The organism is Paraferrimonas sedimenticola, from assembly GCF_002282855.1.
GTDB classification, from domain to species: Bacteria; Pseudomonadota; Gammaproteobacteria; order Enterobacterales; family Shewanellaceae; genus Paraferrimonas; species Paraferrimonas sedimenticola.
Window position 1 is genome coordinate 317889 of record NZ_NRIR01000003.1, and the last position, 15139, is coordinate 333027.

The window sequence follows — 15139 nt, forward strand, 5'->3', positions numbered from 1 at the left end:
ATATACGATCTTGGACACTTTTTAATTGGGCCGAAATAAACCCGAAATTCCCGAACACGGTGAGTTGTACTACAACCGCTACGACAGCCTTGAGCGCTTTCTCGGTGACGAGCAGATGTTCGTGGATGAATCCATGGCAGTGCAAGTCGCGCCGGGCGACATCGATCTTGAAAGCTGGTGGGTGCGTTTTCGCGATTTGCACCTGTGTTGCCAACGCACCAAAGGCAAATTGTCGATGCAGCTCGAAGGTGAGACAGGTTGGAGTCATTGTTGTGTCGCATCCACCCCAGATGGCGCTGAGTTTAGTTGGGAAGGACAATCATTGACCCGGCATGGATTGCTGCTGGTGCCCAACGGACGAGGGCACTTGATCGCGCCAGCGGGTGGCGAGCTTATGACCTTAATGGTAGAAAATCGTTTGCTGACTAGTCTAGGTATTGCGCTTAAGCCCGCTGGCCGAAAGAGCGATCACTATGAGCCTATGTATTTCGAGCTTTCAGAGCAAAATTACCAAGACTTGATGGACGGCCTCGACAGACTTTGGCAAGTCTTACAAGGTCCAGCGCCATTTTTTCAGGCCCTCAATCGAGAACAAGCAGCGCTGATTCGCTTAAATGTGTTCGACCTTTTGAGTAAAACCTTACTAAAACCTCAAGACACCAAGGAGCTTCCAAAAATATCGAGGCGATACGCGCTTGTACAAAGAGCCTTGTCCCATATCGACGCGACAGAGCCTGGTCAAGAAAAGCACCTGAGTATAGAAAGTCTGGCCATTAGCGCGGGAGGGTCAACCCGTTCGCTGCAGCGTTCGTTTAAAGACGTATTGGGAATCACACCCTATCGCTATATTCTGCACGCCAGGATCAACGGCGCCCACCAAGTACTACTAGACCCCAATGAATCACGAACCATAGCTGAGATAGCCGCAGCTTATGGGTTTTGCAGTGGTAGTGAGTTTGCTTTGCACTACCAAAACTTTTTTGGTCGCTTGCCTGCTGAAGCTAGAGTTAGCGCGCGATAAACGAAAAAAGCCAGCGCAAAGGCTGGCTTTCATCGATCTTACAGGCGATTCAGTATTTATTACTTAGAAACGTAGTTGTAAGACTCTTCGGTACGAGGCGAAGCTTCGCGAATACCGTTTTCCATCTGGAAGTAGAAGTCAGACTTCCACTCTTTCCATACTGGGCGAGGTAGCGGCTCAATGCCGGTTTCCCATACGGTGATTTCAACAGGCTTCACTTCCACTTCACCCAAGTCACCTTGCATGTCGGCCCATGGGCAAGCACTGATTACGAAGTAGCAATCTTGCTCGGCGTAGAACTCAACACCAGTGCCTTTTGGAATGTTTGGACCAGGACGTAGATCCATCATTACGTCTTGAGCTTCATCATCCCAACCAGTACGGAATACTTGGAAAGTCATGAAGTTACACTGGTTTGCCAAGAACTCAATGGTACGGCGCTTCTCTTGCTCTGGCATGGCAGCGATGGCTGGTACGCGAGCAAAGCCTTGCATAAAGTTAGTGTGGCAAGAGTCGTGGCCTGGGTGCAGCTGTGGTGCAGCGGCTTGGTTCCACTCTGGGTTACAGTGGAACATCCAGAAATGCTTACTCCAACCTTTCTCGGCGAACTCTTCTGGCACTTCGTCGGCTACCATGGTGGCCATTGGGTGCAGTGAGCCAGTGTTTGACCAGCAACGGGTGTACTTCTTCAAGTAAGGGCCCTCAAGTGGCGCTGAGTGACCGTAGCTCAAGTACTCTTCTAGGTTAGGAGAGATGATCATCCAGTCCAGAATCTGAGCAACGTTGTCGTCGTTGCACTGTTCAGCGCGAATTACTTGACCTTTTTTAACAAGGAAAGCGTCGCCAGAGTGAGGCTTAAGCGTCTCTTTGTAAACCATGGTGCGGTTTGGCTTGTTGTCGATGATCTTGTCGTAGTGCTCTTGGTTAAACTTAAACTGTGGGGCTTCCACAATTGCCAAGTGAGCGTCTTCGCCTGGTAGCTGGTCTACTGGAGTACAGTTCTGACACATAATGTTTTCCTCATTCTGGAACGTAAAGTTAAGGTTTAATCCATGAGCCCCGAAGGGCTGAAAGTTCGTCCTGATTAAGATGGTGCTAATGTATCAAGGCGAGGAATTGTTGGAGACAGGAAAAACGACACTTTTTAAATTTGCGTTGATTAAAAAGTAGTCAGTGGTTTTTTGTGAAAGTGACTTTATTTGCTGGTTTGGTTTAATCGCTGCTGATGTGGAGTTACACCGTAGAACTTCTGATAGTGCTGAATGAACTCGCTGCTACTCGAAAATCCGTATTCAAAAGCGATATCCGCGACCGTCATTTGAGGGTGTTGGCTGAGCGCCAGATGCGCGGCATTAAGCCGAGTGATTAAAAAGAACTGGTAGGGTGCTTGATAGAAAACCTCTTTAAAGGCTCGATTGAGGGTCCTAGGCGAGGTGTAAACACCATCGACTAAATCGTCGCTGGAGATCCTTCCTTCTAAACCTTGGTGCTGGTCAAAAAAGCCCAGCGCGTTTCTCACTAGACGATAGCGGCTCTTGAGCTTTATTTGCTTTGGCTTGTGATTAAGGCAGGTGCGTAGAATGCGAATCACCAGTTCAAAGGCGCAATGTCTCAATGAGTGAATGCTCTGCTCTGGTGGCAGCGCTTGATAGCGCACAAACAAGTGCATCAATTCTTGATGAAATCCACTGGCCTGTTCGCTTAGCAAAGGCATACACAACAGGTGTTCTAACTCGACCAAGTCAATACTGTCGTGCAATTTGGCCTGAAGCTCTGCTAAATAGGGCTTGTGGATCAGTATCTCGAAATCTTCGAAACCCGCGGACGATGTGAATTGGTGCATGCCATGAGGTAGGGCAAGTAAACAGTTGGACTCTATGGCTTGGCCACAGAAATTCCAGTCTTGTTGGCTCGACTTAGCGCTGAACAGAAACTGAGTGTATTGAGGGTGAAACTGAGACTCAGCGGTGAAACCTTGAGTAATATGCTGGCGCCGAATCGAAATCTCACCGAAATTCAGCTCCCATTGGCGCAGGCTTAGCAAGCCTCCGGTCAATTGCAGGCCTTGATTGTGCAGCTTGTACCCCTCGTCCAGATGAGAGTAGGCACTGATATTGTCTAGCTCGCGGCGATGATAGGGGGCTTTTTTCATTAACGCTGATCAGAGATTATTTACTGCTGAGTATAGAAAAAGCTGCCCGAAAGGGCAGCTTTGTCAAATTCGACTGATTAGTCGTTCTCACGCCAGATGTTGGCATCCGAGCAGTCAATACCGCTGTGGAAGGTCTGCCAGCAGTTCTGGTAGTCGATTGGAATCGGCTCGTAACCTTTCTTCTCCAGCATCTGCATGGTCTTGGTACAAGAGCTATCCATGAAGATACGGCCATCACCCAGAGTGGTTGAGTTGGCTACACCGCGAGCTATGTCTTCTAGTGGTAGCGGCAAGATTTCCCAATCTTTAATACAGTCAGGTAGCGTGTCGCCCCATTTGCCCATCTTGTGGTCGCCAGGTAGGCCACAGATACCGTCTTCTAGGTTCATCATGAAGCAATCCTGGTGATAGGTCAGGTTGCTGTCGAACCACATGGTCTCAGCTTTAAAGCCAAGCTCAGATAGCAGACGCATGAACAAGTCACGTCCACGAGGCCAGCCTGCAGGCGCACCTTCACCGTTGGCACACACTTGCTGAATGGCGGCTTCTGACGCTGCGCCGTAATTGAACAGAATGGTCTTGTTCGGCATTTGGCGGAAGTCACACAAGTCCAGACCAGCAAAGCCCATGGCTGAAGTTGGGTTTGGTTCACGGTTGATGAACGGTGCCATGAAGGCATTTGGATCTTCTTCGATCAAAGCAACAGTCGCTGCGCGAGCCGCTGGCTCAGCTGGCTTAGTAGGACCGGCACACTGAGTAATCAGCAGTGCGTTGCGAGCCATCTGCCATACCGCACCGTTGTAGATAGACAGGTACTTAGTACCGCCTTCGGCAGCGTTGAAGTCAACGATCTCATCTGGGTACCAACCCACCTTGTTACGAATAACGGTAAGGCCAGCTTGCTCGTACTTGCGGTCACGATCTTCGATGTTAGAGCAGATGCCTTCGTACAACTCAGGGTCTAAGTCGCGGATGGCCTGGTTGCCGTTCTTACCCCAAAGCTCGATAAGCTCAGGGCTGTTGTCCTTGAGCAGGGCTTCCATTTCTACCGTCATTTTCGGGTAGTAAACAGAAAACGGGTCGCCTACTAGACAAGCGCGTAGCTTGGCTGAGCAGTGCTCTTCGTAAACCTTGATGTTTTTACCGCGGATTTGGTCTTCCCAACTCTTGTAGTACAGATCCCACATTTCCTTTGGATCTTCAGGCTTAGCTACTGGGTTGTAGGCTAACTCTTTCGATGATACGAAACTCATAAGTACCTCCAATTTAGGGTTAAATTAACTCGGGCAACAAAAGGGGAAGATTGCTGCCCTGAATTAGATGGCGCTAATTTACCGGTAGGAGGTTTGTAAGCGGTACAGGATTCTTGCCAACTTTTAAATGGATTTAGCTAATTGACTGATTTTTATGAGTCTTGTTGAGCCAAAAGTTCGGCAAGCGTGGTGCAAACGGGTCCTAGCGTTACGTTGTTGAGACGCACCAGATCCACGTCCAAGCTTAAATTACCCTTGTTGGCGGGGGTGTCAAAGCGCGAGAGTGTGCCTAATTGAAATCGCTCTTCTGCCATTTCTTGAGGCAAACAAGCCCAACCCAAGTCTTGCTCGACCAGTCGCATCATGTCCTCTTGATTGGTGGCATCCCATATATCGGCAGAGTAAATCCATAGCTGCATTCGCGGGTTATCTAGCATGCCGGTACAGACAATTTGCCGAGTGGTATAGAGAACCTGGCCGTCGACGGGTTGTTGGTCTAGCAATTCTGAGTCCGGTGAGCACACCAATACCAGCGGAATACTGGTTAAGCCTTCAGCGCTCAAGCGGCTTTCGTCACTGTCCATGTGAGTCATCACCGCCATGTCGACTTTCTGATCCAGTACCAGTTGTTGTAGTCGGTGAGGGGACTCTCGAATCAAACTCACCCGCACATTGGGAAACATGCGCGCCAATCGGCTAATCGCCGTGTCGTAGACCTTACCCGTCACCAAAGGACCGACGCCTAAGCGTATATGGCTTTCGGTTTCGTTGATCATCTCCTGGGCTAGCTGGCCGATATTGTCTACGTGTTGGAACAGTAATCGAGCTTTTACTAAAAGCCGTTCTCCTGAGTCGGTGAGCTTTGGTATGCGTCGACTACGGTCGAACAATTGCACACCTAGATCGGTCTCGAGCTCGGCAATTGCCTTGCTAACCGTACTGACAGCACACTTTTTGGACTTTGCCGCTGACGAAAAGCTGCCCAATTCGGCGGCTAATTTGAATAAGCGTAGGTTTTCGAGAGTGAACAAAAATTACTCCTATAATCATGGTTTTATGTTGGTAACTCGACCATTTTAGATTAGCCGGCTCTAACGTTAATCTGAACGAGACTGGATTTATAGTTCCCACCTTTTCCATTTTGGAAACATTAGTTATTTAGAATATAGCTGGCACTCACGTATTCTCCATCCCGAATTCGCAATACAGCCCCTTTGAAAGCGGCTAATTGCAGAATAATTTTTGTCTAACTGGAGATTGTGAAAATGTGTAAATCATGCGCAAGCAAGCCACTACCATCTGATGCCCCTAACTTCTCTGAAGCACTGGATTACGACTTGTCTAAGACTTGGCGCCAAACCGACGCTTACAAGAAGAACGTAGAGGTGGTTGATAAGGTTTGCGCTTCTTCAAAGGATTGGAAATTTGTTTACGAGCAAACCCTAGAGCCGCACACAGGTGATGCCTACTTGGTGAAGAAAGGCCAAGTGATCCGTATGGAACACTTACACGACCGCGCTCAGGTGGTTGACTGGCATTTCATTACCCCTGATTTGAAAGAACGTAGCAGCATGGGTAACTCGGTATGCTGGGACGGTTTTTACTTGAAAAAGTACTACCAGGTGATGTCTAACGCGGGTGAAATGAAGCCGCTAGTGACTATGGTTCGCGACGACACCACTGATGAGTTTGGCCCTGAAGGCTATGGTAACCACATCTGGATTTACCACTGCTCTCCAGAGTGGCAGAACATGTTCTACCCAGATGCAGGTCCTGAGATAAACAGCTGTCACATGAACTTTGTACAGGGATTCCACCGTGTACCGGCAATTGCCGCGATTGAAGACGAGCAAGAGCGCAAAGATTTTGTGAACGTTTTGGCAAGTGATCACAACTTCCAGACTTTCCAAATCATGGACATCTACTACAAGCCAGAAGAGAAACAGTCGAAGATCATGCTGGGTGTTTGTGGTGACGTTAAGAAGGGCGATGCGCTAGAGTTTTACGCCAATGAAGACGTTTACGTTGTAGTATCAAGCTGTCCTTACGGCGACTTTACCTCTCCAGTATTCGGCGACAAGGCTAAACTGCCTGACCCACTTAAGTTCACCGTTTGGGATACTGGTATTCAGCCACCAGAAGCGCCTGAGTGGAAAGACTGGAGCGGTGCCTTCTACGACATGGTTGAGTCTGGTCACAAAGACATCAGCCCGCGTACTGAAGAGTCATTGCGCACAGTTCCTACCTCAGGTCCAAATGGCACTGAGCTGTGGTTGAACACTGAGAAGTAATTCGACTTCGAATGAAAAAAACGGACTGCCGATTGGCGGTCCGTTTTTGTTTGCTTTAGGTACGAAGGGTTTGTAGTGGGGTCTTTCCGTAGAAGCGGCTGTAGTGATCGATAAAGTTACTACTGCTGGCAAAGCCACAGTCAGCGCCCACCTGAGTCACGCTTAGGCTTTCTCGAGTGTGCTGCTGCAGCAAATCATGGGCGGCATTGAGACGCACATACAGCAAGAAATAGTAGGGTGACACTCCTAGCGTTTGGTTAAAAGCGCGCTGTAATGTTCTTGAGGTAGCACCAACCTGAGCGCTCAAATGCTCAACCGTCATATCCGGATATTCAAGCTGATAGTCGCGCACATAGTCTAAGGCGCGCTCGACCAATTGCTGACGGGTGGTGGCCTTAAGCACCTTTGAGGGGCGAGCCTGTTGAACGCAGTTTCGCAAGTTTTCTAGCACCTGATCCATCCAGCCAGTACCACGCTTCGCTTGTTCAGCAGGGGACTCCAGTAAGGCTCTTAAGTTTCTTTCAAAACCCGCGATATCTGGATGGCTTAAAGTATGTGGCGTGGACGGGTCGATACCCAAGCTTAAGGCTAACTCGTTGCTGATAGTCAGGTCTAGGTCGTCCCAACCTTCAGGGCTTGCGTAAAAGCCTGGAAGATCTGGCATCACTAACAGTGTGTCGCTGGCGGTGGCGATACCACACCAATTGGCGGCGTTGTCTTTTGGATTACCGCTAGGCATCAGCAGACGCACTTTACCTGTGGCGCTTGCAGGTTCTAGGTACAAAGAACGATCGCTAATTTGGCGGGATAGCTGCACTTGTTCGTCGGACAGTTGCCACAGCTGAATGTTGAGTTCGCCAGGAGTGAGTTGTACCGCCGAATGAGGTGAGCAAACCACCTGCTGCGATTGATAGTAGGGGCTTAAGCCTTTTACCAATTGTTGACTGTACATACCTAATCCTCAGCAAGACTGCGAGTTTGCTATTTTCCTAGATTGCTTGTCTAAACGATAGGACAAATCCCGGTTTTCACTGTGTATTTTGAGTTGTGCAAGGTGTTGTTTAGCCAGCGAAACAGGGCCGACAGCAAACTTGTCCGAATTGGTGTATTTCGGTTTTGGCTAAAACGGCAAACTAGCGCCGTGAATTACGAAGGAGCGTTAAACCACAACACTTTATGAGTGTTTAACCGAATTTATTTACCTTCTTAGGAGACGTTCGATGACTATCGTAGCAAAACCTGAATCTAGTGCTGAGCAGTGGTCTTTATACAACAAAATGTGGGAAGACCAGGTTGTAGGCAAAGGGCTTAAAGTTTACGAAGAACACGTGATGGCGAAACTGCGCGCGTGTATGGTTGGCGACCCGTTTGATATCTATATCCCACACGTAACCCCAGAAGTTCATGGTCTGATTAAAGACAACATGAGCCCAGAAGCTCAAAAAGAGTGGATGGAGAACGGTGGCGTTCACATGCGTGACGTTGACCCAGAGCGTTACGAGAAAATGGTTGCCGAGTGTGCCGCTCGTGACAAAGCGTACGAAGATGCTGGCATCTACATTGTTAAGAACCGTATCGGCTGGACTCCAGACGAAATTATTAATGACTACGCAAGCTATGCCAACCAGAAGTACCTATCTTTGTACGCAGGCGCTCGCTGGCAGGTAGCTAAAGAGTACATATTGCACGCGGAAACCGCGGGTCCTTGTAAGCCGACTCCTGTCGCCGCTCGTGCAGCACTATTGGCCCTGATTGAGGAAGATCCAACTGGAAACAGCGCAATCGCAGCATTCCCGAACCCTGAGCCAGATCCAAACGTCATCGGCCCTGGCATTGCAGGTGTAGACTTGGCTGACTGGCGCTACATGCCTGGCAACACTCTGTTGTTTGGTTTGGGTGCTCCGTCGAAAGAAGCTATCGCTGAAATTGAAGGCGGTAACGGTGACCTGACCCCAGCTGGTACTCCACGTGGTCGTGACCTATACATGCGCCTTCTGAACAAGTTGGGCATTAACCACGACACTTGGTACTTTGACAGCAACATCAGCTACCACCAAGACTGCATCATGCTGAACGTTACCGAAGGCGTGATTGGTCTACCAGATGACGGTAAGCACGGTATGTGGACTGACTTGCCAGAGTGTATTAAAGACTGGGAAATCGTACCGCTACCACTAGAAGACATTAAGCGTGGTGTGGCTAACTCTACCGCGATTGGTGATGGCCGAGTATTCATGGACTCTAGCTGTACTGAGACTATGAAGCGTCTAGAGAAGATGGGTTATGAGCCGATTCCGGTTCCTTACCAGACTTGCTGGCAGACCTTCAACTCTGGTATCGATTGTTCTGACACCAACATCTGGCGCGAAAACGACTAGTTCGTTTGGTGAGACTCTCGAGGAGCCACTAGCACCTGCTGGTGGTTATCAGAAGGCCCTGATTTTTCAGGGTCTTTTTTCGTTTCAAGGGCAGGGAATTGTGTTGTTTTTTGCTTAGCAGGTAACAGGAAGTGTCGCTGCTGAAGTAGGAGGTAGCTCAATATCTTTTGATCTGATTTAGCGTGAGTCTCGTTTGCTTTTGAGCTTGCAACTCAAATTAGCTAAGGAACTTACAATGAATTTATTCACCCGCTCGATTAATTTTAGCCTGGCACTAGTCGGCGTTCTGCTGATCGCATCTGTGGCCAATCCGGCGCTTGCCAAAAAGCCTAAGTGGGCTCAGAAAAATGACGTTAGCATCGTCGAGTTCGCCGTCGCTGCTTCAGCTAATAAGGATGAAGACACTCAGTTTGACGATGCGGACGACCCCAAACGAGGGGATGATTTTGACGTCTTAGTAGCCGCTCTCATTGCCACTGGCGCCGTTGGTTTATTTGATGGCACTGATTACACAGTGTTCGCCCCTAATGACAATGCTTTTTACATGCTCACCGGCACCGACAATGACGAAGATGCTTTTAATGCGGCAGTGTCGACATTTGGAGCCGCTGGAGTACTTGCGGTATTGCAATACCACGTGACCGAAGGGGTTCGTAATTCGCGCTCTGTTAAACGCGCTCAGCAAATCACCATGGCTGATGGCAATACCATTAGTTTCAGAAACGGTTTGATCATCGCGACTAACTCTGAAGCTGAAATTTTGGACGCTGACAATCGTTTTACTGACGGTATGATCCACGTGATTGATACTGTATTACTGCCGTAATCTGGCGCTATTCGCGAACTAAAAAGCCAGTTGCGAAAGCAACTGGCTTTGTTTGTTTGAAACGACAGTTCTATGAGCGTAGCTACATGCGATAGCGCAGGCTCAACATGATCAAATGCGCCGTGTAATCATGGCGCTGATCACCATAGGTCACCACATTCCAAATCGTGCTAGGTGTGGTGCCGGCATTGGCAAAGTTAGTGTCTTTATAGCGCTCTAACTTGTAGTCCAATCTAAGGGCCGCTTGCTCGGATACCTGAAAACCTGCATAGGCATTGAGGTTGTGAACCCTTGAGAAGTAATCACCATAGCTACTAGGGCGTGCATTAACCACTACCGTGTCAGACTTAGAGTCGTTAAAGGTGTAATCGAGTCCCAAGGTCATTGCGTCGTCAAACAAATTGTTCTTAGCAATACCGGCGCCATAAGATTTGATCTTATCTTTCACCTCGCTATTCCAAGTAGGCAAGTTGTAGCTAGCGCTTCCAGCCTGTTCAGACAAAATCTCTTGGTCTGCGTAGAATGCGTGAGCCGTAAAACCATTGCTCGCCGACATATTGGCATTGACGTCAAAGTACTTATCTTGGGCTTCAGTTAGCCCAATAAGGGTTCCTTTGTAGTCGTCGTAAGCATAGCGATAGCCTGCATCTATGCTGAAAGCGGCAACCGGCGTGTAGGCGGCGCGCACTTCGCTAAAGGAGCGATTTCTGTCTGCCAGATAGTATTTACGCAGTAGCGCATTGTTTTCTCGTGAGGTATGCGCCGATGCTTGGTACACAGAGCCATCGCGTTCGCTGTAACCACCGCGGATCCACGCGTCAAAGGCGCTGAAACGATTCAAACGAATCTTACCCCAAAGCGTGTGTTCGTCGGTTTGCTCACGCTCCTGGTTGGAACGGTCGTCGCGACGAAAATCGTAGCCAAGCTCGCCTTTTAAACCCTGCGCCATGCGCACATCTGTGCCGATTTTAAACTTCTGGGTTTTGATGTCGTATTGCTTATTGAGCGCGACTCGGCCATTGACGTTATCAATGCTAATTTGGTCATAGGGCAGGGAGCTGGTCTTGTTGTCACGATTGCTGTAATCGTATGCGGCGTGAAAACGCACATCGCGTGACACTCGAGCCGCCAATTTTAAGTTGGCTTGGGTCAAGTCGACTTTGCCATCCAACGATTGAGTAGGCACATCAAAGCGGTAATTGGTGGTCACATAACTCTGGTTTTGAGTCATTTTGGTGTGATTCACTCGACCAGAAAGATGAGTTCGACCCAATGTCACTTTACCCATCAGCGAGATAGTGTGTGCTTGGTTGTCGGGATCGAGCGCTACCGTACCTTGAGTCTGACCGCCAAAGGTTGGCGAGAAGGCGTTGCTCCAGTTGAGCTGGGCGTTACCATTGTTAAAGCGTGAACCATTGTAGGCCAGTGCGGCATACCAATTGGCGCCTTGCAGGCGAATGCCCGCTTCCAATAAATCTGTGGTGTAATCCACTGGACTTGCAAGCATCATCGACTGGTTAAAGAAGGCGCCAGACAAGGTTTTAAGGCCTTTCTTTTCTTCTCGGCTGTAATCGACGTAAGCACTCCAAAGTTTCTCACCTTCAACCGCTGCGCCAATGAAGCCTTTTTGGCGTTTGAGTTTCAAAGTCACCGGCTGCAACGAGTTGTTAAGCTCGGTCATGCCTTGAGTGCTGCCAGCGGCGACCCAATTGTCGGGCAGGGTGAGGCTGTTGCTGCCAACACCTCGATAGGGGGTAAGGGCTTTGTCTGTCTCGTAAGTGACTATTTGTCGTATGCCCAGCTCAACGTTGGCAGTGCCCTTGCGACCAGCTCTAAGCGCCGCGTCACCGCGTTCAGTACCGAGCTCTCTCGCTTCAAACGCAGCGGTGTTTTTGCCCTTGCTGTAACGGACATCAGCGTCTAGTCGACCAAAGGCCCCATCTTTAACACCAAAGGCATTAGCACTGCGCACATCGTCAGTGTTGTGATTGCCGATACCAAGCGAAACGTCTCCGCGAATGTCTTTATCAGAGGTACAGGCTTTACACTCCCACTTGTCGAACTTCACCGACTCGGTATTGGCCTTATTGAGATTAAAGTCCGCTAACGCCACACCGGATTGGGTGAGCAGCGCTAAGGTAATCAGATTCAGTTTAAATTTCATCCGTCACTCTCCTTGTTAGCGCTGGAACAATTTGCCAGATGGGTGATTAGACCCGTGGATCTGGGTATGGCAGTTGAGACAGCTGCGACCGCCGGTGAAGGCATTGTCGTTACCACCCGTGTATGGGTTACTAACGTGACCATCGCTTGCGTGGCACTGTTGACACAACTGAGGTGCTCGCGTTTTCAGCATGGCTTCGTTTACCGACCCGTGAGGGTTGTGGCAGGCCACGCAGTTCTCAGTGACCGGAGCGTGCTCCCACAAATGCGGGCCGCGCTTCTCGGCGTGACACTCGTAGCAGCTCTCGTTGATGCTTGGTTTTACCAAGTCCGCTTCGGTTAGAGTGCCGTGAGGATTGTGGCAGTCACTACAAAACATTTGCGACCACTTCAGCGGGTGCGCCGAGCGTTTCAGCGCATCGTTTTTTTGCTTGGTATGGCAAGCTGAGCAGACTTCTAATTGATTCTGTTTCACTAACACCTTGTCCTGATGGGTGTGAACCTGGTGACAGGAGGCACAAGACACGTCGGCAATGTCGTGATGACCGCCATTCCATGCCATGCGTTTGTCGTCTTGGTGACAACTCATACACACACTGTTTTGTTTTTCGGCAGATAGGGTGGAGTTAGGGCCAAAGGTGATCATTGGCTCGCGGCCACCCCGGTTGTGGCTGCCTTGGGGGCCATGGCAAGCTTCACATTGAAGCTCGGCCATTGGGCTTTTGGGGTGCGATGGGTCTCCGTGGACATTGTTGAAGATGGCTTTAACCTCGTCGGAACGGCGGTGGCACATCATGCAAGAATCCGCCCCTTTGGGCGAGTATTTACCCTCGGCAAACTTGGTTTCCAAGACTTGCTCCACTTCTTCGGGAGACATAGTCTCGTCCCACTTGGCGGCTAGCGCTTGGCCAGACAATGTCAAGGCGGCGAGTAGGACTGCAGTTATTGGTTTTGTTAGTTTCATCGTCACTTTCTCTTATTCCAAAAAGAGCACAGGGGAGACGAGCTCCCCTAGGTCCCACTATTTAATCGCACCGTGATTATCCACTTCAGGCGCGTGACAGAAGAAGCAGGTCTCTGACTGAGCCGCCTGATTAGCTTGAGTGAAGTCGCCATTGACGATGGCGCCTTGATTCTCAAGGCCGTGACCAATGGATTCAGGTACGTGACAAGTGACACAAACCGCGGTTCTTGGCGTGGTGTAACCCTGAGCTGTGTCGCTTTGATAAGTGCGGATTGCACCTTTCTTAGAGAAAGCATCCAGATTAAAGCTCTCGTGGCATTGCGAGCAGTTTTTCACCACTTGCTGGCCGTTGTGAGTGCTGTGGATCTTCATCTCCCAAGCGCCGTTTCGAGTAGGCGAGAAGGTGCCTTCTGGAGTGTGACAAGTCACGCAGGCATCGGTACCGACTCTAAGCTCACCATTCACTTCGCGACCCATTTGCTCCTGATTGAAGACAAAGCCAGCGTGGTTACCCTTGTGAATTTGCCAGGTATCGCCGTGACAACCCACACAAGTGGCGGCATCTACCGAATCGATGTGGCGCAGCGAAGGCGCATCACCGGAGGCTGTGACATGAGCCAGCGAAGATTTGGTGCCCGTGTATTCTGACGAACCATCTTCATTACAATCCACGATTTGATCGGCCTCAGAGCAGACCGCCAGCCCGACAAAAGTGAAGGCAGTATCTGTGTCACCTTGGCCAAACGGCAGGGCGCCGGTATCCACAGTGAGTTTGCCATCTTCTATCACGGCACCGCCATTAAGCTTGCCATCTAGCACCAAGTCGATGGATTTCTTGGCTTCAATGTTGTTGTCCGGATTGGCTAAGAAACCCATAACAGGGAAGTTAGGGCCAACGTTTGTGATGCTTTCTAGACGTTTGATTTTGTTGAGCATGCTCGATGCATCAACCGCATTACCTTCGCCATCGACTAGACCAATGGCAATTTTGGCAGAGCCTGTCGCTGTGCCTTCTGGCGGTGCAACATAGGTAAGGTCAAGTTGCATACCAACGCTATTAATGACAGAGGCTGTTTGCGAATCTCTGCGCAAATGCAGTTCAGCGGTCCATTCACTGTTGTGGCAGGCGACACAGTTCGAGTTGTCTTGCTGTTGGCTATGTCCTTGGCCTGCTTGGAAGTCGATGTTGTGACAGCCAGTACAGGTTTCCATGGTTGGGATGCGAGCCCAATTGGCCGACTCAGCTAACTCCTCGTTTTCGACGTGGCAGCGGGCGCAATTGTTTTGCAGTAATTGCTCGCCTTTCTCACCCGTATATTCGTTACCGCGACTGTCGGTAAAAGCTCTGGCAGTGTTGTGAACACTGTGAACTAGATGCGGCCACTGTGCCTCAGTGCGGAAACTGCCATTGTGACAGGTCGCACAAGTCTCGTGGGTGTAATAGGTGGAATGGCGTCGAGCTAACGGTTCATCGGGATTGTGACACGCGGTACAAACCTGATGGGCTACAACGTCCTTAGTGTAATTAGGTGACCCGCCTTGGCCGTTAAAGTCGGCCACGATTTCGCGACGAGGCACAGGGGTGACGCCATCGGCCAACATACTGCCTTTACCGCCGGCGGTGACGTTATACCGTTGAGTTAATGCCGCGTCAAAACCATCAAGCGAAGGAGAGAAGGTGTAATAGCCATTCTTCTGGTCGGTATAAGAATCCAACCCACTTTCTCGGGCTGTACGAGTCCAAGTGGCAGCATCACCTGGGCTTGCGGCCTGCGGTGTTAATTGAGCCACCACTATGCCCATATCGGTAATACCAGCGACGGGTTTGCCGTCTTGGTTTGAAGCGTATACCTGAATAGTAGGGCGGTTGTCTTCGTAAGTTACTGCATCGACTTGCAAGTTAAGCACTTGAATGTCCATGGCGGGAGTACCACCAGGACGTCCTGGTTCACCCGGTCCGCCAGGAGGGCCGTCTTTACCGTCCTTTGAACAGCCAGTGATAACTAAGGCTGCGACAAAAATTAACAGCAAGCGTTTAAACCAACTTGTGTAGATTGTCATGTTAACTCCCTGCTTGAGAGGCTCTTTGTT

General features: G+C 49.8%; 12 protein-coding genes. 4 read left to right on the plus strand and 8 right to left on the minus strand.

The window, feature by feature from the left end:
- The first annotated feature begins 25 nt into the window (after window positions 1-25).
- Window positions 26-1021 (plus strand): helix-turn-helix transcriptional regulator, encoded by a 996-nt coding sequence (locus tag CLC93_RS07385; RefSeq protein WP_095505328.1) that lies wholly within the window; start codon window positions 26-28, stop codon window positions 1019-1021.
- A 59-nt stretch (window positions 1022-1080) separates the two neighbouring features.
- Here CLC93_RS07385 and CLC93_RS07390 read toward each other — a convergent pair whose 3' ends face one another.
- From CLC93_RS07390 to CLC93_RS07405, 4 genes are all read right to left on the minus strand, one after another.
- Window positions 1081-2031 carry a DUF1989 domain-containing protein gene (locus CLC93_RS07390; RefSeq protein WP_095505329.1) on the minus strand — a complete coding sequence of 317 codons (951 nt, stop codon included), beginning with the start codon at window positions 2029-2031 and terminating at the stop codon, window positions 1081-1083.
- Between the two features lie 185 nt (window positions 2032-2216).
- Window positions 2217-3173, minus strand: a complete 957-nt coding sequence (locus CLC93_RS07395) for a helix-turn-helix transcriptional regulator (protein WP_095505330.1) — start codon at window positions 3171-3173, stop codon at window positions 2217-2219.
- A gap of 77 nt (window positions 3174-3250) precedes the next feature.
- A complete protein-coding gene (locus tag CLC93_RS07400) occupies window positions 3251-4426 on the minus strand; it encodes a hypothetical protein (RefSeq protein ID WP_095505331.1) in 1176 nt (391 codons plus the stop codon).
- A 152-nt stretch (window positions 4427-4578) separates the two neighbouring features.
- A complete protein-coding gene (locus CLC93_RS07405; protein WP_095505332.1) occupies window positions 4579-5457 on the minus strand; it encodes a LysR family transcriptional regulator in 879 nt (292 codons plus the stop codon).
- A 234-nt stretch (window positions 5458-5691) separates the two neighbouring features.
- On the opposite strand from CLC93_RS07405, the gene CLC93_RS07410 reads away from it, so the two are divergent.
- Window positions 5692-6717: a DUF1989 domain-containing protein gene (locus tag CLC93_RS07410; RefSeq protein ID WP_095505333.1), complete on the plus strand. Its 1026-nt coding sequence runs from the start codon at window positions 5692-5694 to the stop codon at window positions 6715-6717.
- Window positions 6718-6772: 55 nt separating this feature from the next.
- Here the strand turns inward: CLC93_RS07410 and CLC93_RS07415 are convergent, their stop codons facing one another.
- Window positions 6773-7669: a helix-turn-helix domain-containing protein gene (locus CLC93_RS07415; protein ID WP_095505334.1), complete on the minus strand. Its 897-nt coding sequence runs from the start codon at window positions 7667-7669 to the stop codon at window positions 6773-6775.
- A 268-nt stretch (window positions 7670-7937) separates the two neighbouring features.
- Between CLC93_RS07415 and CLC93_RS07420 the strand changes: the two genes are divergently transcribed.
- A complete protein-coding gene (locus CLC93_RS07420) occupies window positions 7938-9095 on the plus strand; it encodes a hypothetical protein (protein ID WP_095505335.1) in 1158 nt (385 codons plus the stop codon).
- 235 nt (window positions 9096-9330) lie between these two features.
- Window positions 9331-9921, plus strand: a complete 591-nt coding sequence (locus CLC93_RS07425) for a fasciclin domain-containing protein (protein WP_095505336.1) — start codon at window positions 9331-9333, stop codon at window positions 9919-9921.
- An 82-nt stretch (window positions 9922-10003) separates the two neighbouring features.
- On the opposite strand, the gene CLC93_RS07430 is transcribed toward CLC93_RS07425, so the two are convergent.
- The 3 genes from CLC93_RS07430 to CLC93_RS07440 are packed head-to-tail and all read right to left on the minus strand — an operon-like array spanning window position 10004 to window position 15109.
- Window positions 10004-12085 (minus strand): MtrB/PioB family decaheme-associated outer membrane protein, encoded by a 2082-nt coding sequence (locus CLC93_RS07430; protein WP_095505337.1) that lies wholly within the window; start codon window positions 12083-12085, stop codon window positions 10004-10006.
- Window positions 12086-12100: 15 nt separating this feature from the next.
- Window positions 12101-13048 carry a DmsE family decaheme c-type cytochrome gene (locus CLC93_RS07435; RefSeq protein ID WP_095505338.1) on the minus strand — a complete coding sequence of 316 codons (948 nt, stop codon included), beginning with the start codon at window positions 13046-13048 and terminating at the stop codon, window positions 12101-12103.
- A 57-nt stretch (window positions 13049-13105) separates the two neighbouring features.
- Window positions 13106-15109, minus strand: a complete 2004-nt coding sequence (locus CLC93_RS07440) for an OmcA/MtrC family decaheme c-type cytochrome (protein WP_141237357.1) — start codon at window positions 15107-15109, stop codon at window positions 13106-13108.
- Between the last annotated feature and the right edge of the window lie 30 nt (window positions 15110-15139).

Bases quoted from the DNA above. Each gene is read 5' to 3' on its own strand.
- CLC93_RS07390 (WP_095505329.1), bottom strand. From the start codon at position 2,031: ATGTGTCAGAACTGTACTCCAGTAGACCAGCTACCAGGCGAAGACGCT.
- CLC93_RS07395 (WP_095505330.1), bottom strand. From the start codon at position 3,173: ATGAAAAAAGCCCCCTATCATCGCCGCGAGCTAGACAATATCAGTGCC.
- CLC93_RS07400 (WP_095505331.1), bottom strand. From the start codon at position 4,426: ATGAGTTTCGTATCATCGAAAGAGTTAGCCTACAACCCAGTAGCTAAG.
- CLC93_RS07410 (WP_095505333.1), top strand. From the start codon at position 5,692: ATGTGTAAATCATGCGCAAGCAAGCCACTACCATCTGATGCCCCTAAC.
- CLC93_RS07415 (WP_095505334.1), bottom strand. From the start codon at position 7,669: ATGTACAGTCAACAATTGGTAAAAGGCTTAAGCCCCTACTATCAATCG.
- CLC93_RS07420 (WP_095505335.1), top strand. From the start codon at position 7,938: ATGACTATCGTAGCAAAACCTGAATCTAGTGCTGAGCAGTGGTCTTTA.
- CLC93_RS07425 (WP_095505336.1), top strand. From the start codon at position 9,331: ATGAATTTATTCACCCGCTCGATTAATTTTAGCCTGGCACTAGTCGGC.
- CLC93_RS07430 (WP_095505337.1), bottom strand. From the start codon at position 12,085: ATGAAATTTAAACTGAATCTGATTACCTTAGCGCTGCTCACCCAATCC.
- CLC93_RS07435 (WP_095505338.1), bottom strand. From the start codon at position 13,048: ATGAAACTAACAAAACCAATAACTGCAGTCCTACTCGCCGCCTTGACA.
- CLC93_RS07440 (WP_141237357.1), bottom strand. From the start codon at position 15,109: ATGACAATCTACACAAGTTGGTTTAAACGCTTGCTGTTAATTTTTGTC.